The 25,095-nt window shown below is 58.3% G+C and carries 27 protein-coding genes and 1 pseudogene; 7 read left to right on the top strand and 21 right to left on the bottom strand.

All coding sequences use genetic code 11. From position 1 onward, the window contains the following. Positions 1–18 precede the first annotated feature (18 nt). The 9 genes from SIB58_RS09585 to SIB58_RS09545 form a co-directional block, all read right to left on the bottom strand. Positions 19–1,038 carry an ABC transporter permease gene (locus tag SIB58_RS09585; RefSeq protein ID WP_066909986.1) on the bottom strand — a complete coding sequence of 340 codons (1,020 nt, stop codon included), beginning with the start codon at positions 1,036–1,038 and terminating at the stop codon, positions 19–21. Continuing rightward, positions 1,038–2,591 carry an ABC transporter substrate-binding protein gene (locus tag SIB58_RS09580; RefSeq protein ID WP_066910096.1) on the bottom strand — a complete coding sequence of 518 codons (1,554 nt, stop codon included), beginning with the start codon at positions 2,589–2,591 and terminating at the stop codon, positions 1,038–1,040. Before SIB58_RS09580 ends, SIB58_RS09585 begins: the two co-directional genes overlap by 1 nt. Positions 2,592–2,706: 115 nt before the next feature. Beyond that, complete coding sequence (locus SIB58_RS09575) at positions 2,707–2,949, bottom strand: hypothetical protein (protein WP_066909983.1); 243 nt, start codon at positions 2,947–2,949, stop codon at positions 2,707–2,709. 131 nt (positions 2,950–3,080) lie between these two features. After that, positions 3,081–4,397 carry a homoserine dehydrogenase gene (locus tag SIB58_RS09570; protein WP_066909980.1) on the bottom strand — a complete coding sequence of 439 codons (1,317 nt, stop codon included), beginning with the start codon at positions 4,395–4,397 and terminating at the stop codon, positions 3,081–3,083. 64 nt (positions 4,398–4,461) lie between these two features. Continuing rightward, positions 4,462–4,908, bottom strand: coding sequence for a SufE family protein (locus SIB58_RS09565; protein WP_066909977.1), 447 nt, complete (start codon positions 4,906–4,908; stop codon positions 4,462–4,464). A 7-nt stretch (positions 4,909–4,915) separates the two neighbouring features. Beyond that, complete coding sequence (locus SIB58_RS09560) at positions 4,916–5,380, bottom strand: hypothetical protein (protein ID WP_066909974.1); 465 nt, start codon at positions 5,378–5,380, stop codon at positions 4,916–4,918. 146 nt (positions 5,381–5,526) lie between these two features. Further along, positions 5,527–6,126, bottom strand: coding sequence for a 5-formyltetrahydrofolate cyclo-ligase (locus SIB58_RS09555; protein WP_082823391.1), 600 nt, complete (start codon positions 6,124–6,126; stop codon positions 5,527–5,529). Continuing rightward, a complete protein-coding gene (locus SIB58_RS09550; protein WP_067326702.1) occupies positions 6,126–6,899 on the bottom strand; it encodes a class I SAM-dependent methyltransferase in 774 nt (257 codons plus the stop codon). The genes SIB58_RS09555 and SIB58_RS09550 overlap by 1 nt, the downstream gene beginning before the upstream one ends. A gap of 125 nt (positions 6,900–7,024) precedes the next feature. Further along, complete coding sequence (locus SIB58_RS09545; protein WP_066910093.1) at positions 7,025–7,228, bottom strand: hypothetical protein; 204 nt, start codon at positions 7,226–7,228, stop codon at positions 7,025–7,027. A gap of 676 nt (positions 7,229–7,904) precedes the next feature. On the opposite strand from SIB58_RS09545, the gene SIB58_RS09540 reads away from it, so the two are divergent. From SIB58_RS09540 to SIB58_RS09525, 4 genes are all read left to right on the top strand, one after another. Next, on the top strand, positions 7,905–8,198 hold the full coding sequence (locus tag SIB58_RS09540; RefSeq protein WP_369813442.1) for a DUF2973 domain-containing protein: 294 nt from the start codon (positions 7,905–7,907) through the stop codon (positions 8,196–8,198). Between the two features lie 114 nt (positions 8,199–8,312). Then, complete coding sequence (locus tag SIB58_RS09535; RefSeq protein ID WP_197461555.1) at positions 8,313–8,468, top strand: hypothetical protein; 156 nt, start codon at positions 8,313–8,315, stop codon at positions 8,466–8,468. 749 nt (positions 8,469–9,217) lie between these two features. Continuing rightward, positions 9,218–9,376 (top strand): hypothetical protein, encoded by a 159-nt coding sequence (locus SIB58_RS09530; protein WP_156487717.1) that lies wholly within the window; start codon positions 9,218–9,220, stop codon positions 9,374–9,376. A gap of 261 nt (positions 9,377–9,637) precedes the next feature. Continuing rightward, positions 9,638–10,027 (top strand): lipopolysaccharide assembly protein LapA domain-containing protein, encoded by a 390-nt coding sequence (locus SIB58_RS09525; RefSeq protein ID WP_066909960.1) that lies wholly within the window; start codon positions 9,638–9,640, stop codon positions 10,025–10,027. Between the two features lie 353 nt (positions 10,028–10,380). Here SIB58_RS09525 and ruvC read toward each other — a convergent pair whose 3' ends face one another. Genes ruvC through SIB58_RS09495 form a run of 6 tightly spaced genes read right to left on the bottom strand, consistent with a single transcriptional unit; the run spans position 10,381 to position 15,674 of the window. Continuing rightward, on the bottom strand, positions 10,381–10,845 hold the full coding sequence (ruvC, locus tag SIB58_RS09520; RefSeq protein WP_066909957.1) for a crossover junction endodeoxyribonuclease RuvC: 465 nt from the start codon (positions 10,843–10,845) through the stop codon (positions 10,381–10,383). A gap of 24 nt (positions 10,846–10,869) precedes the next feature. Next, on the bottom strand, positions 10,870–11,958 hold the full coding sequence (bchI, locus tag SIB58_RS09515; protein WP_066909954.1) for a magnesium chelatase ATPase subunit I: 1,089 nt from the start codon (positions 11,956–11,958) through the stop codon (positions 10,870–10,872). After that, positions 11,955–13,370 carry a DUF3370 domain-containing protein gene (locus SIB58_RS09510; protein ID WP_067326706.1) on the bottom strand — a complete coding sequence of 472 codons (1,416 nt, stop codon included), beginning with the start codon at positions 13,368–13,370 and terminating at the stop codon, positions 11,955–11,957. Before SIB58_RS09510 ends, bchI begins: the two co-directional genes overlap by 4 nt. Beyond that, a complete protein-coding gene (locus SIB58_RS09505; RefSeq protein WP_066909948.1) occupies positions 13,367–14,521 on the bottom strand; it encodes a serine hydrolase in 1,155 nt (384 codons plus the stop codon). The genes SIB58_RS09510 and SIB58_RS09505 overlap by 4 nt, the downstream gene beginning before the upstream one ends. 24 nt (positions 14,522–14,545) lie before the next feature. Next, complete coding sequence (locus SIB58_RS09500) at positions 14,546–15,280, bottom strand: RNA methyltransferase (RefSeq protein ID WP_066909945.1); 735 nt, start codon at positions 15,278–15,280, stop codon at positions 14,546–14,548. Between the two features lie 7 nt (positions 15,281–15,287). After that, positions 15,288–15,674, bottom strand: a complete 387-nt coding sequence (locus SIB58_RS09495) for a c-type cytochrome (RefSeq protein WP_066909942.1) — start codon at positions 15,672–15,674, stop codon at positions 15,288–15,290. A gap of 56 nt (positions 15,675–15,730) precedes the next feature. On the opposite strand from SIB58_RS09495, the gene petG reads away from it, so the two are divergent. After that, complete coding sequence (gene petG / locus SIB58_RS09490) at positions 15,731–15,844, top strand: cytochrome b6-f complex subunit V (protein ID WP_006041770.1); 114 nt, start codon at positions 15,731–15,733, stop codon at positions 15,842–15,844. Positions 15,845–15,857: 13 nt separating this feature from the next. Here the strand turns inward: petG and rsmD are convergent. From rsmD to SIB58_RS09465, 5 genes and pseudogenes are all read right to left on the bottom strand, one after another. Further along, positions 15,858–16,427 (bottom strand): annotated as a pseudogene (rsmD, locus tag SIB58_RS09485) (16S rRNA (guanine(966)-N(2))-methyltransferase RsmD); the annotation flags it as partial. Beyond that, positions 16,394–17,032 carry an imidazole glycerol phosphate synthase subunit HisH gene (gene hisH / locus SIB58_RS09480; RefSeq protein WP_074162595.1) on the bottom strand — a complete coding sequence of 213 codons (639 nt, stop codon included), beginning with the start codon at positions 17,030–17,032 and terminating at the stop codon, positions 16,394–16,396. The gene hisH and the pseudogene rsmD, both read right to left, overlap by 34 nt. Before the next feature lie 53 nt (positions 17,033–17,085). Then, positions 17,086–17,409 carry a thioredoxin gene (gene trxA / locus SIB58_RS09475; protein ID WP_066909933.1) on the bottom strand — a complete coding sequence of 108 codons (324 nt, stop codon included), beginning with the start codon at positions 17,407–17,409 and terminating at the stop codon, positions 17,086–17,088. Between the two features lie 215 nt (positions 17,410–17,624). Further along, positions 17,625–18,788 carry a GuaB3 family IMP dehydrogenase-related protein gene (locus tag SIB58_RS09470; RefSeq protein WP_067326712.1) on the bottom strand — a complete coding sequence of 388 codons (1,164 nt, stop codon included), beginning with the start codon at positions 18,786–18,788 and terminating at the stop codon, positions 17,625–17,627. 64 nt (positions 18,789–18,852) lie between these two features. After that, on the bottom strand, positions 18,853–19,452 hold the full coding sequence (locus tag SIB58_RS09465) for a CAAD domain-containing protein (RefSeq protein ID WP_067326715.1): 600 nt from the start codon (positions 19,450–19,452) through the stop codon (positions 18,853–18,855). A 139-nt stretch (positions 19,453–19,591) separates the two neighbouring features. Here SIB58_RS09465 and gyrA point away from each other — a divergent pair, with 139 nt between their 5' ends. Then, positions 19,592–22,225 carry a DNA gyrase subunit A gene (gene gyrA, locus SIB58_RS09460; RefSeq protein WP_066909924.1) on the top strand — a complete coding sequence of 878 codons (2,634 nt, stop codon included), beginning with the start codon at positions 19,592–19,594 and terminating at the stop codon, positions 22,223–22,225. A 2-nt stretch (positions 22,226–22,227) separates the two neighbouring features. Further along, positions 22,228–23,472 (top strand): lycopene beta cyclase, encoded by a 1,245-nt coding sequence (gene crtL, locus SIB58_RS09455; RefSeq protein WP_066909922.1) that lies wholly within the window; start codon positions 22,228–22,230, stop codon positions 23,470–23,472. On the opposite strand, the gene SIB58_RS09450 is transcribed toward crtL, so the two are convergent. Next, positions 23,462–25,030 (bottom strand): glycoside hydrolase family 57 protein, encoded by a 1,569-nt coding sequence (locus SIB58_RS09450; protein WP_067326716.1) that lies wholly within the window; start codon positions 25,028–25,030, stop codon positions 23,462–23,464. The two genes, crtL and SIB58_RS09450, sit on opposite strands and share 11 nt — an antisense overlap. Between the last annotated feature and the right edge of the window lie 65 nt (positions 25,031–25,095).

Genomic DNA, 25,095 nt, shown 5'->3' with positions numbered 1-25,095 from the left:
TGCTCCTAACGCTGCAGTTCAGTACCGGACCCTTGGATCGAGAAGGGCGACGAGCAGATCCACAGCCACACTGACGAGCACCACCAAAGCGGCTATCACCACAACAATTCCCTGCACCACTGGGTAGTCGCGCTGATTGATGCTTTCCTGCAGTCGCAGTGCAATGCCCGGCCAGGAAAAGGTCACTTCAATCAGCAGTGCACCGCCAATCAGCGAGGCGACGGTGATTCCGGCAATGGTCAGCACTGGCAGAAGTGCATTGGGCAGTGCATGCCGAAGAATCACCTGGGTTTCGCTTAGTCCCCTGCTTCGGGCCGCCTCCACATAATCCGAACGAAGACTGCGATTCAGATTCAGGCGCAGGGCATTGGTGAAGACACCGCTTAGGAGCAGTCCGAGTGTGCATGCCGGCAGCACAAGATGGCGCAGAGCACCCTGCAGTGCCGCCCAGTTACCACTGATCACACTGTCGGCAATCAGAAAGCCGCTGCCATTAGGCGCAATCATGCCTGGGGGAAAACGGCCTCCAACAGGCAGCCAGCCCAGGGTGACGGCAAACAGCAGCTGCGCCAGCATGGCCACCCAGAAGGGCGGTAAGGCGTAGGTGCCGATGCCGTAAAAGCGTCCTGCCAGATCAATCTTTCCTTCGGATCGGGCAATCGCTGTGAAACCAACAGCCAGTCCGGTCACCGCTGCCACCAGCAGGGCGGTCACGCTCAATTCCAGGCTGGCTGGAAGCGCCTCTCGGATGATTTGACTGACCGGCTCCTGATTGATCAGCGCCTGGCCGAGGTCGCCATGCAGCAGCCCGCCGAGGAAATCCAGGTACTGCTGCGCCAGTGATTGATCCAACCCCAAACGCGCTCTGAGTGCCGCTTTGGCTGCTTCCGGAGCGCGGCTCCCGAGCACGGCATCCACCGGGTCGCCAGGAGCCACCCGCAGCAAAAGAAACACCAGGGTCGCGATCAGCCACAGCATCACTGGAGCTAGGGCAAGCCGTGTCCCCGCATAGCGGAGCAGCTCTCGACTTCGTCCCATCAGCGCTGATCCTGCAGTCGGGCCAGAACCACCTGACCATTGCCATCGAACTCCGGAGTGGCCAGAGCGGTACTGCTCCAGGCCCTCGGCTTCACGAGCCAGACCGGAATGTAGGCGGCGCCTTGAGCAGCCATCTGCTCAACCCTCTCCAGATCACGCTGTCGTGCATCACCGCGGCTGCGATCCGACTTCAGCAATGTGGTCTCCAGTCCTGGCGCTGTCCAGAAACTACCGCTGATGGCGGCTTCCCCTCGCTTGCAAATGGATCCCTGCGATTCCTTGCAGCTGAGCAGAGGTGCCAAATAGGCCTCTGGGTCGGGATAGGCGCCTCGCCAGTCGAGCATCACGGCCTGGAAAGCCCCTTCGCCCAGCTGTCGATACACAGTCGTTGATTCCACGCCGTCGAGTTTGAGCGAAAGACAATCGGCCAGGTCGCGTTGAATTTGGGCTTGCCATGTGAGGGCCATCAGACGGTCTGCGGGCACATTCGACCGGTAGGTGAATGGCAGATTGAAGACCTTCCCATTGCAGTACCCCGCCTCAATGAATAGGTTTCTGGCCCGGGCGGCATCGTGCCGTGGCCAGGGCTTGAGATCTCCTCCAGGCAGTCCCGGCGGAACCAACGAAAAAAGCGGAGGCCGCAAGCCGTGGCTGACTCTCTTGTTAATCAGGTCTCGATCGAGGCTCAGTGCCAGGGCCTGACGCAGAACTGGATTCTGAAGTGGTGGTGTGTTGCTCATCAGCGTGATGTAGCCGATCACCAGGGCAGGACCCTGCCCTTCTCGCAAACGCCCCTCAGCGGCCATGCGATTCAGAGCCAGGCGCTGATCCTCATCGATGGAGTCAGAGAGAAGAACATCCACTTCGCCGCTGCGCATCGCACCGAACAGGGCGGTGGAATTGCTGAGATAAATCAGATCCAGCCCTGCGTTGCTGGGCGAGGGGCCCCAGTACTGCTTGAAGGGCTCCAGTCGCTGCTGAACAGCTCGGAAGCTGGTCAACTTGTAGGCACCCGTTCCGATAAATCGGTCGTTGAGAAATCGATCCTGATGCTCCTGGTAAGCCCTCGGTGATACAGGAGTCAGGTTGGTGGCGGTGAGCAGATTCTCAAGCGAGCTGGAGGGACGGCTCAAGCGCAGTCGCAATTGAAAAGTCTCCGGAGCTTCAACCGCAGTGATGCGATCACCGATCACATAACTGAGAGTCCCGATCGCCAGAAAACGGCGCAGACTGAAGGCCATCGCCTCCGCATCAAAGCGAGTGCCGTCATGGAAGAGCACATCCTCACGCAGGGGGATTGTGACCGTGAGGCCGCCATCGCTGATTTCCGGCAGTGCTGAAGCCAGGGCAGGCGTCAGTTTCCCTTCCGCAGTTCTCTTGTAGAGCGTGTCTCCTAGAGCACTGAGCAGCTGCAGAGCTCCGAAGGTGCTGGCCTGAGCCGGGTCCAAAGAGGTGATGCGACCGGCGCTGGCCACCGTGATCCGATCACTGCGTCTGCCCGGCTGACAGGCGCTCTGGCAGACGCAGAGCGCCAAGGCTGTGCTGAGTGCCATGGCTCTCCATGTCAGCACTTGTTTGCAATGCCTTTTCAGGGAGGCCAGGCGTGACTGTCTGGATTGATCGATCACGCCACTGAAGTCAGACGCAGCCATTCAAAGGCCCCGCGTCTTAATCAGGACCCGACGGCGGCGTGATCTGGTCGAGAGGGACCTCGAAGACCGGGGAGCCCTGGGGCTTCAGTGGCCACTGGCGCACCCAGCAACGATCGTGGTCGCCATCGATGCCGATGACCTGAAACAGGCCGGCATCACTGCGCAATGTGATGCAGTCCCCCTGTTGGAGCCTCATGACGGACCGGGATTCCGACTGATTGCAGCGTTGCCCCTGGAGAACAGAGAGATCGTTCGGCATGAACGTTATGCAGCATGAATCCGCGAATGCGAACCAGAGCTGTGATTGTTCTTACAACTTTGCCTCATCCGGGGGTGTGTTTGCCAGGGGCTGCGAACACACCCTGATCTGCGAACGGCCTCCGGGTGGGTTCAGAAACAGCCGAAATGGGCAGCTAGAGAACGGACTCCAGGCAGAGAGGCAATGGCCTGAAGGGCGTTCTGCATCGCTTCGTTACCGACTTCGTGAGTGATCACAACGATCTCAGCTCCCTCGTCGCAGGCGTCAAATTGAACGATGGACTGGATGGAGACACCCTGTTCTCCAAAGCAGCTGCCAATCCTGCCGATGACGCCGGGAGCATCTTCCGTGTTGAAACGCACGTAGTTGCGCTGTCGGATGCGTCCGGCATCCACGAGGTGGCAGGAGCGCCAGCTGCTTGCTGCCAGCAGCGGATCAAGGCCGCCATCACTGCTGTTGAGCTGACGGATGCCGGCAATATTGAGAATGTCAGCAACCACTGCGGAGGCTGTTGGTCCTGACCCAGCGCCAGGGCCGTAAAACATCACCCGACCAATCGGGTCGCCTTCCACAAGGATTGCGTTGTTGACACCATTGACTCCGGCAAGTGGGTGGTCCTTGGGCACCAGTGTGGGTTGGACACGAACGCCCAGAGGCAGGGATCCCATCGGATCGCCATCGCTTTCCAGGCGTTCAGCAACAGCAAGCAGTTTCACGCCATATCCCAGTTGAGTGGCGTAGTCCACATCACGCCCCTGCAGATTGCTGATACCCGTTGTCGGAACGGCGCTGCGTTCGATCGGGCCGCCAAAGGCCAGTCCGGCAAGGATCGCGATCTTGTCCGCAGCGTCGTGACCATCAACATCGGCTGCTGGATCAGCTTCCGCGTAGCCCAGTTCCTGGGCTTCCCTCAGAACGGCGTGATAATCGGCACCCTCGTCGGCCATCCGACTGAGGATGTAGTTGGTGGTGCCGTTGATGATGCCGCTCACCCGCTCGATGCGATTGCTCCCGAGCGACTGTTTGAGCGGTTCGATGATTGGAATGCCCCCGCCGACGGCTGCTTCGATCAACACGTAGACACCGGCTGCTGCCGCTGCCGCTGCGATTTCCTCACCGTGTCTTGCGATCACGGCCTTGTTGGCGGTGACCACTGATTTTCCGGCCGTGATGGCTCGCATGATCAGCGTGCGAGCCGGTTCAATGCCGCCGATCACCTCCACAATCACATGCACATTGGGGTCATCAACCACGTCATTGGGATCCGTGGTCAGGCGCTCGGAGGGGATTGAGACGGGGCGGCTGCGCTGCAGATCACGCACAGCCACTCGAACAAGCTCAAGGTCGGCAATCAGTGGATGGCGACCTTCCGGACTGTTCAGGATGCTTGCCACACCTGCGCCGACGGTGCCTAGGCCAAGCAGGCCGATGCCGATCCTTGTCGCCATGGAGCGGGTCCGTTAGTTGCGCTGAAGGGACGACTTTAGGCAGCGATCGGTCCGCTGGTTCTGCTCAACCCGATTCATTGAGAACAGTCGCCTGCTGCTGCATCATCCGCAGGATGTTGAGGAAGCCATTGGCGCGTGAGGGAGTGAGGCTGGCTTGAAGTCCTGTGGCGGCGATGAAACCAGGGTCAACAGACATCACCTGTGCTGGGGTGAGGTCTCCCAGTCCTTTGATCAGAAGGGCCAGCAACCCCTTGGTGATCAGGGCATCTGAATCTCCATGCCACTGAAGACGCCCGTCGATCAATTCTGATGCAATAAAGACCTGTGAAACACACCCTTTGACCTTGCGCTCTTCGGTTTGCAGCTCTCGGGGCATGGAAGGCAGCTTTTTGGCGAGCCAGAGCACATACTCGTAGCGCTTGCGCGGATCTGATGTGCTGTTCAGTCGTTCGGCCAGCTGATCAAGAGCCTGGCTGCCGTAGCGAGTTGTGGAGCTGCCTGGTTCAGCCATGGCTGGGTCAGCGTTGTCGGTGGCTTCGCACCTTAACCATCAGTCCCACCAAGCCGACCAGGGCTGGTGCCATGGCCCAGTCCAGAGCATTTCTGCTGCCCGGGCGCATCACGACTTCGTCCAGGTTGACTCGCCCCTGCTGAAGAGGAAGGGTGAGGTAGTCGCGGTGGCCAGGTCCGCCATCCACCTGCAGGTCCACCAGACCATCTGAAAGTGCTGGAAGGGTCATCTGCAGCCTGCCTTCCGCATCCATTCGCCCGAGTTCCTGGCCGGGTGTTCCATCCGCCTTCAGGATCCTCACCACGGCTCCTTCCACTGGTTCTCCTGTGGAAAAGCTGCTGCTGAGTTCGAGTTGTCCGTCGAGATAGCGAAGGCTGCTTTCCACCCCATGGGCTTCAGCCTGCATTGGCTGCGCCAGAGTCAAGCCCAGTGCTGTGGCGGCCATCAGTGCAAAACGGGATGGAATGGCCATGTTGTGCCAGTTGTCGGTACACCCATCCTGCGGGAGATTGCCCTCCTCAACCAGCCCTTATTCATGCGGATCTGAATCTGTTCTGAAGACCAGCTTGGGCTTGATCGGCAATCCATTGAAACGCTTCTGGCCAGGTTGCCTTGGACTCAAGGCAACGTCTGTTGGAAACCCTTTTCGCTCAACCAGCCCTGGAAAGGTCTGTCCCAGGGGTCTGTTGGCAGAGATTGAACACTCACGCAGTCTTCGGGGAGTACAACCAGAGCTGGTACTTCGCTCCAGCCCTCCTGGCAGCGAAGACGGTCGTAGTAGCCACCGCCGTAGCCGAGTCGGATGCCCATCCGATCCACAGCCAGAGCAGGAACGAGCAAGAGAGACAGCTTCTCAGCACTCAGGTCTTTTTGATCCAAAGGAGCCGGAATCCCGCAGCCGTCGCTGGCTAAGGGGGCCGCAGTCCAGGGGCGAAAGGTCATGTTGCCTTGTCCATCAGCGACAGGAAGCGCTGTGCTCAACCCGAGTTCTTGGACAAGCTCAAGACGCAGGGGGCTCAGGTCCACTTCTCCAGGCAATGGCCAGTAGAGCCCTACGGACTGCGGCAATTCACCCTCTCGGTGGCGTTGCCTGATTTCCTGCCTGACCTGATTGCGGATCCTGTCCTGCAAGCTGGGTTCAGCCTCAAAGGCCAGGCGCCTTCGTGTTCTGAAGATCTTGCGCAGAGTGGGTTTTCTGGCTTCCTCAAAGGCCTGCATCAGGGGAATACCCCCCAGCGCCCCATCAGCGGCAGTTGCAGTGTCACTTGTGCTGAATCCTGAGGCCAGATCTCCTTCAGCTCTTCGGAGAGGTTGGTGATCAGTGAGCGGCTCTGATCATTGCTATCAACTTGCTGGCTGGCCTGTCGGAGTGCTGACCAGGTGCTGATAAAGCCCAGAAGGTCGTTCTGCGTCCAGTGCTCGGTGATCCTCAATCCTTTTGGTAGCGGTTGATTGCACACCGGAAAGGGCAGATTGGTGTAGCAGGTGTCCACGTGGGTGCGTTCAGGTGGCCAGAACCGGTTGAGTCGCTCGTGATACAGCCTGTTGAGCCACGTCAGTAAATCCTGAGGTGCACCCTGGATGGGTTCATAGCCCAGCCAGACCAACAGCCCCCCCGGTCGCAACACCCGTCGGACTTCCTGGTTGAAGCGCTCCACATCCAGCCAGTGAATTGCTGCAGCAATCAGCACCGCATCCATGCTGTCGCTGCTCAGATCGGATTGTTCCGCGGCTCCTTGCCGGTAGTGAATGCGGGGGTGTTGTTCTGCTGCCGCGATCTGCTGAGCACTCAGGTCTGTTGCTTCAACACGGTTGAACCAGCGGCTCAGTCCAATGGATGCCTGGCCATTGCCGCAGGCTGCATCCCAACAACAAGTCAGTGCTGGCGACTGGTCTGCCATCCAGGCGAAGAAGGCATCCGGGTAATGGGGCCTGCAACGCGCATAGTCGATCGCCACAGAATCAAACCAGCCTTTATCAGTTGCCGGCATCAGTCACCAAACGACATCGATGAAGCCTGCAGAGGAAACCAAAACTGTCTGCTCATTTTCAGGAACGTTTGAACGCCTGGCTTTTGTGAATCCTTTCGCAGTGGAGCTGCTTCAAAACCCGATCTTCAGTTGTCCTGAAAGTTGCATTCCAGCAGTGCAGCCGTTAGCAGTGTCTTCATGTCCTGCAGATTGTTCTGCTCGACAGGATCCCCGCCCGACCATCGATCGAGCTGATGACTCACGGCACCTAGCAGCAGTCGCAGCCCTGCGGCATTGAGAGTGAGATCGATCGTGCTTTCGGTTCGGTCCATCACAGCCTCATCAGGCATTGCACCATTGTGATTCTGCACCCTGCCCGTCCATTCTTTCTCTGCTCATCGCAGAGCTCTCTCGCTGAGGGGCTCCGTGATCGCTGCATTTTTATTGTGCCCAAGCGTTGCTCAACGATTTGGTTCAGCCGTTGAAGGGAGCTAAACCCATGACAAGCGCAGGATGCGCAAATTGACACATTGCTGTTCAGAAAAGATTGGTGGTGCTCGTTTCTTTGCTTTTCAACAACATTGAAACCGTCAAAAAATGCTCTGGTCTGTCAAATAAATTCAGGGTTGATGAGTCATCGTGTTCTCATGGCTGTTCAAGCACTGCATCTGTTGACGGATTCCGTTTGTCAGTGAATCGATGCCGGAAAGTTACGGCAACTTCGCCAGGAAGGTCTGCTGTGAACAGATTGAGGCCAGTTCTTCTCGCAGTCTGGGTCTCACCGTCAAAAGCTTTCGGCTTTTATGTCGCCTCTGTTTCAATGCCTGATGTGCGGGCAGTCAATCGAACGCTCCAAACGCTCGTACTGGAAACGAAAAGGGCACCTTCTCTGCTCCACTTGCCGAGATCGGATTGACCGCGGTGAAGACAATCCGCCTGACGATCCAACAGCGCATCTAAATCATCGGCAATGATCGGAGGGTGTGGTGCCCCTGCACTGAGTCAGAAGACAGCCGCCCGTGTCATTTGCATGACGGTCTTGAAAACATTGCTGCCAAGGCTGGCGGCCTGGTTTCACTAATGTTGCCATCACGCGTCTGTAAGCCAGTGTTCTCAGCTATTAACGCGCTTGCCTACACAGCATTTCTTGCTTTTGTGGTTGTTCAGGCGATTCGATTAATGCGTCTATCTTTTAAAACAAAAGATCGAACTGGGCTCAAAACCACTCATCCGGAACTTTTTGATCAAAATGGCAGCGTGACTAAGGAAAAACTGCTTGTGGTTCGTTTTGACAGACCAAAGCCAGTCCTCCCTTCATAGCCGCGGTGACCAACTGCGCCGCAAGAGTCATTGCGATTTTCACTGCTTTCTAGACAAATCCTTCCGTTAACGCCCTGCCCCTGTTGTGACGGCCTGATAAGACTGCTTTAGTTGGTGCATAATGAAGCCATGATCAAGATTATCTGGCTGCTTGCGACGGTCTATTTCATGAGCCGACTGGTGAAAAAGCTCATGTCCTCGATGAAAGAGATGCAAAGTGAAGAAGATCTCGATGCCGGTGACGCCATTGTGGATGTGGAGGCAGAGTGAAGTGCCAGGCATCAAAATCGCATGATGTCTTGCTCTGCACTTTTGGAATGGTTTCCGCTCCAGGAAACATGAATGGCATCAATTGTCATTCGCCGACTGGGATCCTGGTCAGAGCATGCTTGGTTTGAAGGCATCGACCCGTTGAAGGCATCCATTCACTGCAAGGTGATAGTGCACCGATAGCGGACATTGAAAACAGCGGTTCCAATGTCCTCGCAGGATGTGTTTGTCACTGTTGCACCCTGGGGAACCTTGGACATCAGTCGATTGATTGTCACCTCTTTGTCAACACCCTCTGCAGTGGCTGATTGAGTATTAGCGAAGACATTCGTTACCATAAGCATTGAAATGGCATAAACAGGAATCAATGCCTTCATGCGTTTCTCTTCCGGTTAATTGAAAGCTAGCAGGTATTTCCATTGAACAACATCAGAGCTGTTCCCAAGAATGAATGCTGCCGCTACTCTCGGTGATCGCTTCCTTTCTTTTGTGCCCATGGCGAAAGCTCTTATGACATGGGCAGATGTTTCTCAACCTTCGCATCCCTGCCTCCTGTTGCTTGGTGGAACAAAACCACCAATTTTGATGACAGTAACCTTTCCCTGAGATTGTGATCTGTTGTGCGCGTTTCAAGAGCCCTTCCAATTTTTGGTTTTTCTTCGGGCGCAGCTTCCACAGCTGAGGGGTTGCACTCGCCAGATTCGCCTCAGCTGAAAGACATGGTTGCCGTGTCATCGTCCGAGATTCCCTTGACTATCGAACAGCAGTTCCGCGTCGAACGTGCCTGCCGCAAAATCGATGAATGCGATGACGTGGAAACTCTGAAGCAACTCTCAAAAGCGCTGATTGTCACCGCTGCAAAGGAGCGAGCTTTTTCCCGGGTCGTGATGGATCGGCTCAAGCAATGACCAGCGACCTCTTGAACTTTGCAGCCGGCTGTTCGAGTCGGTCGGATCTTGTGCCGTTACTCGGTGCAGATGATTCAGATCCCGCTGATGATCAGGGTCTGGCCCCATCCAGTGAAGCCATACCTTTCAGGCTGATGGCATGAAGCTACCTTGTTTCGTTAACGACCTTTTCGCTGGTTAACGAACTTCATCCTTTCAACTGGCTTTGGCTCCCAGTGTGGAAGTGATTACGTAGTTTTTGGTCCACCAGCAACTCGGACCATGCGTCAGATCAATTTCACCCTGATCTTCGTGTTCGGCCTGAGCATGGTGTTCTTCACCCTGGAAAATACGGCTGCTACCACCGTTCATGTGCTACCCGGCCTGAAGTACACCACGCCTCTTGCAGCATTGCTGCTCCTGTCTGCCGGGATTGGTGCAACTTCAGCCTGGCTGTTCGCTGCATGGAGCGGGATGCTGAACAACGTGGAACGCATCCATCAATCCAGTAATCTCGATGCCCAGCAAGTGCGCATCCAGGAATTGGAAACCGATCTGAATCGGTACCGAGCAACCGTTGAAACACAACTGGGCTTGCTTCCTTCTGCAAGCGCTGAAGACGAAGAAGCAATGGAAGATGCTCAAGCGGTTCAGGTGTCCAGCTCAGACTGAGCGTTGCTCAATCGTCGAGAGATTTAGCGACAGTTCCCAAGCCAGTTTTAATGGCTAGCAAGCCATTGTTCTGATCTCGACAGACGGCCAACGTCTTGACTCTTTGAGGCCACCCTGGGTGAATGATTTAAAACTCATCGCCAGGCATGATTTATTATTGCCTTTTTCCCACAATTTGGCAAAGTTATCAACAGTAATCTGTGGAAAAGTGCTGGTAGTTCAGTCTTCTCTCATCAAGCTTTCATAGAGTTTTAATGAATCATTAGGCTGTTGTAATCATTTGCTATTCCGTTAAAGACGTTGATCAGCAATCCACCGCTTCAGCGTGACTGTTTGAGTGTGTATCGAGGTCTCTATCGCTGAAACCATCCGGTCAATGCGACTGCCAGTGCATCTGCAGCGTCGTCCGGTCTGGGCGGAGACTCAAGGTTCAGCTCGCGCATCACGGCTTCAAGAACCTCATCCTTGTCAGCATGGCCATGGCCGGTTAGAGCCTGCTTGATCTGCATCGGCGGAAACTCGACGATTGGCAATCCAAATCTGCTGAGGGTCATGATCACCACGCCCCGAGCCTGAACCACGGCGATGGTGTTGCTGGATCTGTAGAAGAAAAACTTTTCGACGGATGCCAATTCCGGGCGCCAGGCCCTGATCAGCTGCCGCAAGTCTCTGGCGATCTCCACCATCCGCTTGCCTTCTGAATCCCCAGGATCGGTGCGGATGATGCCGCAATCGAGCATGGTCTGCTGACCAGCAGAGGTGTCAATCACCCCGTAACCAACCCGGGCGAGACCGGGGTCGATGCCGAGAATGCGCACGGCTCGGCTACTCCTGTGCGCTCATCAGGCGGCCAGGGCCAGTTCGAATTCGGCTCTATCGCTGCTCTCGCTGCGCTCGAACACTTTGCAGAACACCTTCACGACTCGATCACCGGAATCGATCTGCTCGAGTGGATCTTTGCGCAGGCGGTGACGAAGACAGCATGACGCCACGCGGGCAACATCCTCTTCCGTGACTTCAGTGCGGCCTTCAAAGGCCGCCAGTGCTCGTGCAGCCCTGTTGGTGACGATGTCTCCCCTCAGACCGTCGACATCCAGCTCGCCGCACACTGCGGAAATGCGCAATCTCAGATCATCGTCGATTTCAACCTGGTCCAGTCGCTGCTGGGCTTCGACCACCCTTTCCTGCAGTGCTTTCTGTCCAGCTTCAACCGAGGAGGTGAAGGCATCAGGGTCGGTGTCAAAGGCTGTGCGCTGGTCCACCACCTGGACGCGAAGCTCAGGGTCTCTGACTGTTCGCACCTCAACACTCATGCCGAAGCGGTCGAGGAGCTGAGGGCGCAGCTCGCCTTCCTCAGGGTTGCCGGAACCGATCAGCACAAAGCGGGCGGGATGTCGCACGGACACGCCTTCACGTTCAACCGTGTTCCAGCCTGAAGCGGCAGAATCGAGCAGGACGTCGACCAGATGATCGTCCAGCAGATTCACTTCATCGACGTAAAGCAGGCCCCGGTTTGCCTTGGCCAGCAATCCTGGTTCAAAAGCCCGCACGCCCTCGCTGAGAGCCTTCTCAATGTCGATGGTGCCGCACAGGCGGTCTTCCGTCGCGCCAAGTGGAAGATCCACCATGGGCACCTGTCGCTCCTCTGTCGCGAGGGTTTCCCCATGCTCGAGGCGCTGACGCACGTCGCTGCTCTGCAGATCAGGATCGGTTGGTGAGCTGTTGTAGGGGTCTCCTGCGACCACCTCAATACCAGGGAGCAGATCCGCCAGTGCCCTGATCGTGGTGGATTTGCCTGTGCCCCTGTCGCCCATGATCATCACACCGCCGATGCGGGGATCGATCACGTTGAGCAGCAGAGCAAGTTTCATTTCCTCCTGACCGATCACGGCGGTGAAGGGGAAAACTCTGCGCTTGCGCGGTGAACTCACGGACGATCGACTGGTGCTTCTGTGGATTGTTTCACAGGTCGGAGAGACAGGACCTGGGGAGGTGTGGCATCCGCCGGGTAAACAAGGCGTACTCGTACCGAACGAGTTTCTCCAGGAGCGAGTGTGATTTGCCCAAGTTGGGGGCCCTCCTGCCCCCGTCGCAACACCAGGTGAAAGCGTCGTCGACCGCTGGGTCTCCCCCCTTGTGCATCCAGTCCGCTCACTTCGATCGGTCCACGGAACATCACCGGACCGCTGTCACTGCCGTTGAACACCAGTTGGCCGTTACCGCTGCTGTTCTTATCAGGAGAGTCCAGGGTGATCGCCAGTGTTCGCTGCTGCGATCCCTGATTGCGCAGTGGCAGCGTCAGGTCGTATTCAACGCCGTAGTTCCCATGTGCTGCCCAGGCGGTGCCTGCATCAAAGGCCTTCAGCTCCGCTGTCTGGATCTGTCCTGTCTGCAGCTCACCGCGTTCCAGGCTGCTGATCGGCCAGGAGACGGGAGCATCTTCAATGTTCAGGTGGCTGGATCCGGGATCGGTCAGGGTTGCTCTCCAGGTACTGCCGATCTGAACACCGCTGACGCGTGAGTAGACCATCCTGCCGCGAGCGCCACGCGGAGTCGGTTGGTGCTCCTTGGGACTCTGCCGTCCCTGATTCAGCAGCCTGATCCACCGCTCTGGGTCCGGAACCTTGTCACCATTTCCATAGGCGGCCAGGGTGGCGATATGCACCGGACCTGAGCTCTGAAGCCGCAGCTGCAGGTTGCGCCCGTTGAGAAGTGGATCGAGTCCTGCGACCGGGATTGGAAGCACCACCAGGGGGCTGACGTTTCCGGGTGCAATCAGCCATTCCTGTTGCAGTTCGTTCGCGATGTCTCCGCGCAGCAGGTCGCCGGCAACCTTGCTGCCCGGACCGGAGGCAACCGCTGTGCCTGATTCAGCCATCAGGGTTGGCAACGGCAGAAATGGTGAAGCGGTTTGGCCCTTCACAGTCGCCTGTGAGAGGGAGGTGCTGCCACCCAGAAGTCTCAGAGTTACTGGAGCATCTCCTGCTGGCTGAGCCACAACAGCGAGCCAGAGAGTCGAGTCAAGCTGATCGGGCTGACCGGCGTAAACGTGATGGCTGAACAGGTCGAAGCGACCATTCAGTGCGATATTCAGGCCCGGCGCCTGCGGAAAGGTCGAAACGAGGATGCCTTCCCCGGTAATCAGTTCCGGGTTGTTGTCATTGACCATCAGCACGTCATCCAGCTGGCCTGGAAGGGCTCGTACATCGCTGCGGCGAGTCAGTGTTTGGTCCGCCGGTTTCTGCTGGTCCGCTGCAAGTTGTGGCGGTGCAAACACCGTCGCGATGGATGCTGTGGCCACGGTTAGAGCGGCCAGTGCCTGCAGGCTGTTGAGACGTGTCATGGATCGATGCTGGCGGCACTTGCGCTTGAACGGGCAACGGCGGGTTTGGGTTTGAGAACCGGCGCCATCGCCGCTGCCAGCTTGCGGATCAGTTCCGTTGAGCGCGGATCGTTGAACGGTCCCTTCACCAGGAAGGCTGCAACCGCTCTGCTGCCATCAGGCAACTCAATCAAGCCTGCATCGGCGTAGGCGATACCGATATCGCCGGTTTTATTGAGCACTCTGTAGCCCTTCACCATCAGGCTGTCGTCCGGCTCTCCCTGACGCCCGCCGAGACCCCGCATCAGGCCCCGCGGCAGAAGGGTATTGGTGATCGATGTGCCCATCACCTCCCGGAACAGATCCCGGCTGCGGATCGAGAGGGCTTCACCGGTGTCAACCAGCGCGATCGATCGAGCCAGATCTCTGGCGCTGGTGCTGTTGGTGCCCTTGAGATCAGGTAGCCAGTCGTTCACCTTGGTGGCGCTCAGGCCCAGAGCGTTGAAACGGGCATTCAGTTTCTCCTGACCTCCCAGCCGTTCGATCAGAAGGTTGGTGGCGGTGTTGTCGCTGACCCGGATCATTTCAGTGGCGACTTCATGCGTTGGGAAACGGGTGCCGAGCGGTTTGGACGCCATCCAACCGGCACCGCCACCCACCACGGTTTTGTTGAGTTGCAAAGGCTCGTTCCAGCTCAAGCGACCTGCGTCAAGCTCCTCAAGGGTGACGAGCAGGATCGGGGTTTTGATGGAGCTGGCCGCCGGCAGCGCGGTGTCAGGCTCCAGCTGTGCATAGCGACCGTCGTCCAGCACGAGCATGAAGGCGCTCACTTTCAGGTCGGGCTGTTCTGCTGCCAGTGTCTGCCAGCGCTCACTCAGCGGCTTGAGTTCATTGCGGGTCTCGAAGCGACCCAGGGATTCGGTGCGATTGAGGGATGTGGTTCCGTTGTCGTTGGCAGTCGCTTCAGGCTGGGCTTTGCCCTCTGGGCTCTGCTCGATTAACGGCAGCCACCCAGGAAGTGCGAGATCTCCTTTTTCAACGGCAGGGCCAGCCAGTTTCAGCAAGGAGCCCGTAATGACGCCAAGTCCCACGCCCATCAGAACAAGTCGCAGCACAAGCCGCAGAGGACGTCCCCAGCCAGGGTTTTGGCGTCTCGATCGACTGGAGGCCAAGGAACTGCGCGAGAAAGCCAGAGATTACGGGCGGTGGCAACGAATCGCCCAACGAAGTTGTCGGACCATGCCGCGCAGCATGGCCAATTCCTCAGGACGTACCAGGGATCGTTGCAGCAGACCTTTGACCTTGGCCATGCGTGCCCTGGCGGTGTGCTCCAACAGGAAACCCGCCTCCAGAAGCAAATCTTCCGCGTCATTGAGGCAGTCGATCAGCTGGGTTGGTTCGGCTGTTTCTGCATCCTGCAGTGCTTCTTCCAGCTGACCTGAGGATTGCCGGCGAACCCTCTCCAGTTCATGCAACATCACAGCAACCGCATGGGACAAATTCAGCGATGGATAGGCGTCCGAGGAATGAAGCCGTACAACGCGTTGACTGAGCAGCAGCTCCTCATTGCTCAGTCCGCGATCCTCTCTGCCGAAGACCAGTGCAACCTGTGCAGCCGATTCAAGACCCTGTTGCACCCAGGGCATGATCTGTTCTGGAGGCTGAACAGCAATCTCTCCATGGTCAATGCGTCCGCAGCTGGCCACGACGCGCTTGCAATCGGCCAGTGCCTCGAACAGTGTCGGGAAGCAACGAGCTCGGCTTAGAACCTGCCCTCCATGCACGGCCATGCGTTGTGCGTCGGGGTCATTGGGTTCACATCGCGGAGCGACCAGCCTCAGATCATCAATTCCGAAATTGGCGCAGAGCCGAGCCACGCTTCCAACGTTGAGAGGACCGGAGGGCTCCACCAACACCACTGAGAGGCTCACGATGGCATCAGTTCAAGGTGTGTAGGTAGCTCAAAAGGTCCGCCATGCCTTCCGGTTCGATTTCAAAGCGTGGCATCGGCGGGGTCTCTCCGCTCACGATCTGGTGGATCAGCGATCGGTCCGGTCGTCGTTCGCTTACGGCCTGAAGGCTCGGGCCCACCAGTCCCTGACCCGAGATGCCATGACAGCCAGCGCAGTTAATGCGGAACAGCTGCGCACCATGCTGCACATCGCCGTTCAATGCCAGTGCCGCCTTGCTGTAAGGATCCAGACGGGTCCTGACATAGAACCAGGCCCCGAGAGCCAGCGCTGTGATCACAGCCATGGCTACCAGCGCCGTCACCAAACCACGGCGTCGCTCCGACGTTGCAGCAGTTGATGACGGAGTCGTCACAGTTGCGTCATATGCATGGAACAATTGTGGTCAATCCTTCCACTCGGCGTGACGACATGATCGAACCTCTGCTGTGCGGCATCGTTCTTGGTCTGATTCCGGTCACCCTTCTCGGTCTGTTTGTCGCAGCTTGGAATCAGTATCGCCGCGGCAGTGCCCTTGGGGGTTGAGGATCAGCAGGCTGCTCTTCCCGTATTGACGTCTGTCTGTTTCCTTCCAGCCTGACGGCACTTCAAATTTCTCTTTGCTGGCGAACTCGCAGATCACCAGTCCCTGAGGCTGAACCCAGCCGCCACTTCGAAGCATGTTGAGTGCCGGGCGGTAAAGCCCGGATCCATAAGGCGGGTCGAAATAAACGATTGAGAACCGCTGATTGCCGTCAAGGCACCCCTGTTTCAACCAGCTGAGCAGATCTTTCCTGATCACGTTCACCGTTGCATCACAGGCATCGTTGGAGGCCACCAGTTCGAGATTCTCTCGACAGATTGCCGCAGTGCGCGCATCCTTCTCCACCGCAACCACATGGGAGGCTCCTCGGATCAACGCTTCACAGCCCATGACTCCGCTGCCGCTGCAGAGGTCCAGCCAGTAACAGCCTCTGATCTCGGAACTCAACATGTTCATCAGGGCTTCACGCACGCGCGCGGTGGTTGGCCGAGTTCCCTGGCCTTGAGGGCTGCGCAGGCGACGCCCACCGATCAAGCGCAGCTGCCCACCTTTCACTGGGGCAGCTGCGCGCCGGACTGCAGCCATCCGATCCATTGCTTCAGCAACCGAGCGCCGGCTTTTGCTGACTTTTCAGGGTGAAACTGACAGGCACCCGTGCGATCGCTCCAAACCATCGCCGTAGCTTCCCCCTGCCCGAAGCTCACGGTCGCGGCCAGATCAGCGGTCTTGTTGGGGACCGCTGCATAGGAATGCACGAAATACACCCAGGGTTGCGTTTCGCCTTCCACAAGAAGCGGGCAGGGCTGTTGGGGTCTCAGCTGCCCCCAGCCCATGTGCGGAATCCGCTCACCCTGTTGATCGGGTAGCCGTTGAACTTCGCCTTCGAAAAGTCCCAGGCCTTCGATACTGCCTTCATCGCTGCGTTCGAACAGCAACTGAAGGCCCAGACAAATCCCGAGCAGAGGGCGTTTGTTGTCATGCCAGCTGCGCAGATGCTGCACGAGTCCAGTCGAATGAAGCTTTTCCATTGCCGGATCAAAAGCTCCGACTCCCGGGAGAATCAGCGCATCACAGGCTTCAAGATCCCGAGGATGCCGAACCTGGACCAATGGCTGCCCCAAGCGTTTGAAACTGGTCTGAACGGAATGGAGATTGCCCATTCCGTAATCGATCAGGCCGATCGTCTGGATCGGCTTGGATGAGCCCTCAGGAGCTTGGTCTGCTGACGAAGTCAGTTGAGGCCTCAGAGGTATTTGGCAATCGTGCCAGAGAGAGTTGCCTTGGGGACGGCTCCAACGACAGTGTCGACTTTCTGTCCACCTTTGAACACCATCAGAGTTGGAATGCTGCGAATGCCGAATTGGCTGGCCACGTTGGGATTTTCATCGGTGTTGAGCTTGAACACCTTGATTTTTCCTTCGAACTCCTTGGCAATTTCATCAACGATGGGCGCAACCATGCGACAGGGGCCACACCAGGGGGCCCAGAAATCGACCAGCACGGGAACGTCGCTCTGAAGGACGTCCTGTTCGAAGGAGGCGTCGGTGACAGCGGCAGCGCTGGACATTCAGGATCGGTCGAATTGGGCGAAATTTAGCAACCGTTTCTGAGGTTGCTGCTCAATCACCCAGCTCTTCGCCTGAACTGTGATGGATGACCTAAAGACAGAAAGCCCGAACGCGTCGGGCCAGGGGGTGTGAGGAGTGTGTGGGCCAAGGCCCGCACGTGTTGATTTTACCCGCGTCTCGGCGATTCATTCTTGTCTCAATGCAAGAACTGTGCTCACTTGCCCATGCCGAGATGCTGGGCTTTCTGATAAACCTTGCCCTCGGTGAGCAGCGATGGAGCCACAACCACCTCCACCTGCTGCATCTCCTTGATGGTCTGTGCTCCCAGGGTTCCCATGGAGGTTTTTAGACAGCCCAGAAGGTTATGGGTTCCGTCATCAAGCTTGGCTGGTCCACGCAGAATGCTCTCCAGGCTTCCGGTACTGCCGACGCTGATGCGGGTGCCGCGTGGCAGGACAGGGCTTGGGGTGGCCATGCCCCAGTGAAAGCCACGACCAGGTGCTTCCTCTGCCCGGGCAATCGGTGATCCGATCATCACGGCATCAGCTCCACAGGCGATGCATTTGCAGATGTCGCCGCCGGTCACAATGCCGCCGTCGGCAACGATGGGAACGTATCGGTTGCTTTCCTTCTGGTAATCCTCTCTGGCCGCGGCGCAGTCGGCCACCGCTGTGGCCTGAGGTATTCCCACGCCAAGCACTCCTCTTGAGGTGCATGCAGCTCCAGGGCCTATTCCCACCATCACGGCAGCTGCCCCGGCTCGCATCAGCTGAAGTGCCACCTCGTAGGTCACGCAATTGCCAATCACAACGGGCACCCCCAGATCTCGACACAGGGCTGCAAGGTCGAGTGTCTCCTGGCCCTCAGGTCCGACGTGATTCGTCGACACCACCGTGGCCTGGACAAAAAACAGATCGGCACCAGCTTCGGCAATCGCCTTGCCGTAGCGCAGCGCCGCAACAGGGGTTCCGCTGACAGCGGCGATACCACCCTGGGCCTTGATGTCCTGAATGCGCTTGCGGATCAGGGGCTCCTGCACAGGCTGGCTGTAGATCTCCTGCATCAGAGGAACGAACTGGTCCTTGCCGACCGATGCAATGCGATCGAGAACACTATTTGGGTCTTCGTAGCGCGTCTGGACTCCCTCCAGGTTGATCACACCGAGTGCGCCGAGCCTGGACAGGTTGACGGCCATACCCACATCGACGACGCCATCCATGGCACTGGCGATAATCGGAATCTCGCGCTCGATTCCTCCAATTGACCAGCTGGTGTTGGTCACCTCTGGATCCACGGTTTTGCCGCCGGGCACCAGTGCGATTTCATCGATGCCATAGGCCCGGCGTACAACCTTCGAGCGTCCGAGCTGAATGTCCACCGCAGGAGCTAACAGAGTTTGATCAAGCTACCAATCGGTGCTTCGCGCTTCGTGACGATCCGGGTCAGGTTTTTGAGCCTCCCCGCAAGCTGCTCCAGAGATCATTCACGTTGGCCGAAATCTTCTTCCGCTCCTCGGCTCGGATCAGGCGTGTGGCTGCAAACCAGAAGGCATAAAAGGTGCCAACCAGTTGAAACAGTCGTGGAGCCAATGGAACCGTGGCGATGGCATCGAGGATCCCTCCATAGATTCGCATCGTCAGGATCACAACAATCAGTCCACCGAGCAGAAACAGAGGCTGGCGAAGGCTCTGCCATTGATCCTGAAGATTGTTCGCCTCGAAGAACTGCTTGATGCGGTTGGAGAGAAGGTCCCATTCGCCGCCTTCTTCTCTGCTGTCGTCAGCAGAAGCCTGGGCTGGAACACTGATGCGCTCTGCAATCGAAGGTGAGTCAGATGCTGCGACGGGTTGCACAGCTGGCTCAGCCTTCACCGGTGTCTGAGGCGGAGCAAAGGCAGCTGGAGGGGGAGCCGTTTCGGACTTGGGGGCTTCTGCGGTTTTGTCCGTCTCTGCTCCGCTCTCGGTGATGTCGCCCTGAGCGGGAAGATCCGGATTGATGGATTCGGCAGGAGCCTGAGTTTCGGGGGGCTTTTCGGACGACATCAACTTCAGTCCAAGTGGCGACGCCAAAGCGTAAGGTCCTGATCCTTGGTTGATTGCACACAGACAGCAAAAGGTGACGAGCCGGGTGTCATCCGATCGCGCATCCGCGATAAAGTGACTGACGATCTAAAGGTCTTGTATGACGGATTCAGTGGGGCCCGGCAGCGGCGGTCCCGGCGATTCCGACGATCGGATCATCCAGACGGATCTGCGCAACGAGATGTCGCGCTCGTATCTCGAGTACGCGATGAGCGTGATCGTCGGCAGAGCTCTGCCTGACGCCCGTGATGGTCTCAAGCCTGTTCATCGCAGGATTCTTTATGCGATGTATGAGCTGGGCCTCACCAGTGACCGCCCCTACCGCAAGTGCGCGCGTGTGGTGGGTGAAGTGCTCGGTAAATATCACCCCCATGGAGATACGGCGGTCTACGACGCACTAGTGCGGATGGCCCAGAGTTTCTCCATGTCGATGCCGCTGATCGACGGGCATGGCAACTTCGGCTCGGTGGACAATGATCCGCCAGCCGCAATGCGATACACCGAATCGCGGTTGCAGGCACTCACGACCGACTCGCTCCTCGAAGACATCGAGGCGGAGACCGTCGATTTCATCGACAACTTCGACGGTTCGCAACAAGAGCCCACGGTTCTGCCATCACGGATCCCTCAGCTTTTGCTGAACGGCTCGGCCGGAATCGCCGTGGGCATGGCGACCAACATCCCCCCTCACAACCTGGGAGAGCTGATCGCTGGTCTTCTGGCTCTGATCGAGAACCCTGACATTGGCGATCAGGAGCTGATGGCCCTGATCCCCGGCCCCGATTTTCCGACCGGAGGCCAGATCCTGGGCCGCACCGGAATCAAGGAGACCTACCTCAGTGGTCGCGGTTCGGTGACGATGCGCGGTGTGGCCGGCATCGAAACACTCGAGGTGCCCGGTCGTCCTGATCGCGATGCCGTGATCATTACCGAGCTCCCGTATCAGACCAACAAAGCAGCGCTGATTGAGCGCATTGCCGAGATGGTCAACGACAAAAAGCTGGAAGGGATCTCGGATATCCGTGATGAAAGTGATCGCGACGGCATGCGCATCGTCGTTGAGCTTCGCCGCGACGCCTATCCCCAGGTGGTGCTGAACAACCTCTACAAGCTCACCCCTCTGCAGAGCAATTTCAGTGCCTACATGCTGGCTCTCGTCAATGGCGAGCCGATTCTGCTCACGTTGCGCAAGATGCTCGATGTCTTCCTCGACTTCAGGGTCGAGACGATCGAGCGCCGCACCCGCTATCTGCTGCGCAAGGCTGAGGAACGCGATCACATTCTGCTTGGTCTGCTGCTGGCTCTCGACCAGCTCGATCCAATCATCGCCCTGATCAGGGCTGCCCCCGACACCGCCACGGCTCGTCAGCAGCTGCAGGACCGTCATGGCCTGAGCGAGGTTCAGGCGGACGCCATCCTGCAGATGCAGTTGCGGCGACTCACTGCTCTCGAGGCCGACAAGATTCGTCTAGAGCATGAGGATCTGGTCGCCAAGATCGCCGACTACAAGGACATTCTGGGGCGTCGTGAGCGGGTCTTCGGTCTGATCAAGGACGAACTCAATCAGCTGAGGGATCGTCATGCCGTTCCACGTCGCACTGAGATTCTCGACCTTGGTGGCGGCCTGGAAGACATCGATCTGATCGCCAACGAGCGGTCGGTCGTGCTCGTGACCGAAACGGGCTATCTCAAGCGGATGCCGGTGAGCGAATTTGAAGCCACCAGCCGGGGCACGCGCGGTAAGGCTGGCACCAGAAGTCAGGGTGAAGATGCGGTCAAGCTGTTCATCGGCTGCAATGACCACGACACCTTGTTGCTGTTCAGTGACCGTGGTGTGTCCTACGCCCTGCCCGCGTATCGCGTGCCTCAGTGCAGCCGAACGGCCAAGGGAACACCCGTGGTGCAGTTGCTGCCCATTCCCAGGGAGGAAGCGATCACATCGCTGCTCGCCGTATCTGAGTTCAACGACGACACCGATCTGTTGATGCTGACCCAGGGGGGATTCATCAAACGCACTCGTCTGTCGGCATTCAGCAACATCCGTTCCAACGGACTGATCGCCATCGGTCTTGAAGAGGGTGATGCGCTCACATGGGTGAGGCTTTCCGTGCCTGGAGACAGTGTTCTCATCGGCTCGAAGGCTGGAATGACGATTCACTTCCGCCTCAGTGATGACGAGTTGCGTCCACTGGGTCGCACCGCCCGTGGTGTGCGCTCGATGAATCTGCGCTCTGGAGATGAATTGGTGAGCATGGATGTGCTGCCGGTGGAGCTGGCCGATCAGATCGCTGCAAGTTCCGACGACGATGATGACGAAGGTACCCCTGCCAGTGAGGGGCCATGGGTGCTGGTGGCCTCGGCGGCTGGCCTCGGCAAAAGAGTGCCTGTGACTCAATTCCGTCTGCAGAAGCGGGCTGGCATGGGCCTGAGGGCCATGAAATTCCGCACGGATGCTGATCAGCTGGTGGGTCTGAGCGTTCTGGGAGCCGGGGAGGAGTTACTGCTGGTGAGTGAAAAAGGCGTGATCGTCCGGACCAGTGCCGATGCCATTCCTCAGCAGTCACGGGCAGCCACGGGTGTTCGCCTACAGAAGCTCGACAAGGGTGATCGTCTCCTTAAGGTCGTTCTGGTTCCCCCGGAAGCCGAGACGAATGAGCTCGACGATGCCTCAGCCGACTCTGATTCCAGTGAAGATGTCGAGGCCAACTCTCAGGGTGTGCCGGCGGACAGCTGATTTTGGCTAGCTGCGCTGGTGTGCTGGTGCTTGGGGGCGGGCCCGCCGCTCTCTGTATTGCCTCTGAGCTGCACCAGCGCGGAGTCGCTGTTGAGGGCATTGCCCCCGAGCCCGTGGATGCACCATGGCCCAACACCTACGGCATCTGGGTCGATGAGTTGAAGGATCTCGACCTTGAGCATCTGATTGAGCATCGCTGGAGCGACACGGTCAGTTACTTCGGAGCCGGTGGTTCCGAGGCCGCAGATCAACCGCTGGTTCACGGCATCGACTACGGCTTGTTCGATAGGGCTGCCCTACAGCGCTATTGGCTGAAGCGCGCCGATGGTGTGGTCTGGTATCACGACTCCGCCGAACGGGTAGAAGCAGGAGCAGAGCACACTCTGGTGAGCTGCGCCTCCGGCGAAGTGCACAAAGCCAGGCTTGTTATTGATGCATCCGGTGCCAGCAGCCCACACATTCGCCGTCCTGACCAGGGGCCGGTGGCGGGGCAGGCGGCCTATGGCGTCGTGGGACGGTTTTCAGAGGATCCAATCTACAGCGGTCGGTTCGTGCTGATGGATTACCGCTGCGATCACCTCAGCGACGAGCAGCGCCTAGAACCGCCCACATTTCTGTATGCGATGGATCTGGGGGATGGGATCTTCTTCGTTGAGGAAACATCGCTCGCTCTGGCACCAGGGGTTCCCTACGACGTGCTGAAGCAACGGCTGCAGCAGCGCTTGGATCGGCGCGGCGTGGAGATCACCGAGGTGATCCATGAGGAGTTTTGCCTCTTCCCCATGAATCTGCCGCTGCCTGATCGCAGTCAGCCGGTGCTGGCCTTTGGAGGCGCGGCGAGCATGGTGCATCCGGCATCGGGCTACATGGTGGGGGCGCTTCTGCGTCGGGGCCCTGGATTGGCGGATTCTCTGGCAGCAGCTCTGGCTGATCCATCGTTGAGGCCCGCTGAGCTTGTCAGCCATGGCTGGCAGGCCCTCTGGCCAGCGGAGCTCGTCCTGCGGCATCAGCTGTATCAGTTCGGTCTGGGCCGTCTGATGGGATTCAACGAAAGCCTGCTGCGAACCCATTTCGCCACCTTCTTTGCGCTGCCGCGGGAGGAGTGGTTTGGCTTCCTGACCAACACCCTGCCGCTGCCCCGCCTGATGGCAGTGATGTTGCGACTGTTTGCCCTGTCTCCATGGGAGCTGCGGCGTGGGCTTGTGCTCGGAGCAGCGAAACGCCAGGAGCCAGGGTTCAGGTGTTGATGCTGCTCCAGTCAGCTGGCTGAATCAAGGGGAATAGGGCGTCTTCCTGCTCCAGTCCCTCGAGCCATCCTTCCGGTGGTTGCTCCCGTCGCTCGATCGCGGCGATCAAGCGCCAGAAGCGTTCGAGGTGACGCTCGATGCGCTCACGGGCCAGTTCCGTTGTGGTGCCTGCTCTGAGAATGAAGCTCCAGTCGGAGGACTGGGCCAGCAGTAGTTCCCGTCCGGCCTGATGCAACAGACGAAGGTCCAGTTCGCTGCCCACCCCGCGACTGCAGCGTTCCACCATGGCTCGACCTGCTCGGCTCCATTCAGGAATGATCCAGGCATTGGTTTCGTTGAGCCAGTAATCGTGAAAACCGCCCCTGCCCCAGCTGGAAGGGCAGGGACTGCAGATCTGAAGATTCGGTTGATCGTTCAGCACGCCACGCAGGCTGGTGAATCGGATGTTCTGTTCCGGCGCCTGGCGGAACAGTTCGGCCAGAAAACCAGGACCCTCAAACCACCAGTGGCCAAAGAGCTCAGCATCAAAAGGCGCCACGAGCAGAGGTTCAATAGCCATGCCGTCGCTCAACCGATCAAGTTGCTGTCGTCTGCCCGTCAGGAAATGCTGGGCATGGTCACGGGTGCGTTCGATCGCCCGTTGAGGCTGGTACGGCTGCTTGCCATCCAGACCACCGGCCGGATCGCTGACCCGGTGCAGCTTCAGTCCCAGTGGACGCTGGGCCGGAAGCCCCATGGCTTCGATCTGTTCAGCTGGCAGATCCCAGCCCAGATCTCGGTGAAATTCCCTGTACCAGGGGTCACCTGGATAGCCATCCTTCGCTGACCAGACTGGGAGGGTGGCATCACTGTCACGACCGAAGAAGGCCACTCCCTGCCGGCTCACGATCGGGGCATAAACCCCGTAGCGCGGGCGGGGTTCGGCATGCAGAAGTCCGTGCCCATCGAGGACGGCGTAGCGCAGTCCTGCATCGCGCATCCAGCGATCCAGTCCTTCGTAGTAGGCACATTCGGGAAGCCAGACGCCCAGGGGCCTCTCTCCCAGCAATCTGTGGTGCTCTCTGACGGCCGTTCGCAACTGAGCACGCACCACCTCAGGGTGCTCTCTCAGCAGGGGTAGATACCCGTGTGTGGCCCCACAGGTGAGCAGATCGAGAACACCTTGGCGCTGGAGTGCACGGAACCGTGGAATGATGTCGCCGTCACAGTGTTGCCAGGCAGTGAGATGCCGCTCGAAGCAGCTGGCCAGATGCTCCGCTGCAGCTCGCTGGTCAGCCGGGGCATGGTGCAACAGGTTGAGTCTTGCTTTGACCCAGGCCGGAAAACGCTGTCTCAACGTGGAATCGGCCAGCAGTGACAGCAGAGTGGGCGATAACCCCATGGTCAGCTGTGGGCTCTGTCCCGGATCGGCAGCAGCTCGCTCGAGGGTCTCCAGCAGGGGGAGATAGCACTCGATCAATGCCTGGAAGAACCAGTCCTCTTCAAGCGAGTGGGCTTCTGCTCCGCGGACGTACGGCAGATGGGCGTGCAGAACAAGAGCCAGTGCCCCGTTGGCCACTTTTCCGTCCCATCAACCGTGTGAATGTACCGGGATTCCGGGCTGGATCTACAGCATTGGCACTG

Origin of the sequence: Synechococcus sp. MIT S9504, from assembly GCF_047497135.1 — a bacterium.
Lineage (GTDB): Bacteria > Cyanobacteriota > Cyanobacteriia > PCC-6307 > Cyanobiaceae > Synechococcus_C.
The sequence above is the reverse complement of the archived record's forward strand: the minus strand, read 5'-3'. Positions and strand labels throughout refer to the sequence as shown.

What these genes read in the sequence shown, in the direction of transcription:
- SIB58_RS09510 (WP_067326706.1), bottom strand. Translation starts at nt 13,370, where the DNA reads ATGACACGTCTCAACAGCCTGCAGGCACTGGCCGCTCTAACCGTGGCC.
- SIB58_RS09545 (WP_066910093.1), bottom strand. Translation starts at nt 7,228, where the DNA reads ATGCCTGATGAGGCTGTGATGGACCGAACCGAAAGCACGATCGATCTC.
- SIB58_RS09465 (WP_067326715.1), bottom strand. Translation starts at nt 19,452, where the DNA reads ATGTCGTCCGAAAAGCCCCCCGAAACTCAGGCTCCTGCCGAATCCATC.
- SIB58_RS09555 (WP_082823391.1), bottom strand. Translation starts at nt 6,126, where the DNA reads ATGCAGGCCTTTGAGGAAGCCAGAAAACCCACTCTGCGCAAGATCTTC.
- trxA (WP_066909933.1), bottom strand. Translation starts at nt 17,409, where the DNA reads ATGTCCAGCGCTGCCGCTGTCACCGACGCCTCCTTCGAACAGGACGTC.
- petG (WP_006041770.1), top strand. Translation starts at nt 15,731, where the DNA reads ATGATCGAACCTCTGCTGTGCGGCATCGTTCTTGGTCTGATTCCGGTC.
- SIB58_RS09565 (WP_066909977.1), bottom strand. Translation starts at nt 4,908, where the DNA reads ATGGCTGAACCAGGCAGCTCCACAACTCGCTACGGCAGCCAGGCTCTT.
- SIB58_RS09525 (WP_066909960.1), top strand. Translation starts at nt 9,638, where the DNA reads ATGCGTCAGATCAATTTCACCCTGATCTTCGTGTTCGGCCTGAGCATG.
- SIB58_RS09560 (WP_066909974.1), bottom strand. Translation starts at nt 5,380, where the DNA reads ATGGCCATTCCATCCCGTTTTGCACTGATGGCCGCCACAGCACTGGGC.
- SIB58_RS09575 (WP_066909983.1), bottom strand. Translation starts at nt 2,949, where the DNA reads ATGCCGAACGATCTCTCTGTTCTCCAGGGGCAACGCTGCAATCAGTCG.
- SIB58_RS09570 (WP_066909980.1), bottom strand. Translation starts at nt 4,397, where the DNA reads ATGGCGACAAGGATCGGCATCGGCCTGCTTGGCCTAGGCACCGTCGGC.
- SIB58_RS09550 (WP_067326702.1), bottom strand. Translation starts at nt 6,899, where the DNA reads ATGCCGGCAACTGATAAAGGCTGGTTTGATTCTGTGGCGATCGACTAT.
- SIB58_RS09580 (WP_066910096.1), bottom strand. Translation starts at nt 2,591, where the DNA reads ATGGCACTCAGCACAGCCTTGGCGCTCTGCGTCTGCCAGAGCGCCTGT.
- SIB58_RS09585 (WP_066909986.1), bottom strand. Translation starts at nt 1,038, where the DNA reads ATGGGACGAAGTCGAGAGCTGCTCCGCTATGCGGGGACACGGCTTGCC.
- gyrA (WP_066909924.1), top strand. Translation starts at nt 19,592, where the DNA reads ATGACGGATTCAGTGGGGCCCGGCAGCGGCGGTCCCGGCGATTCCGAC.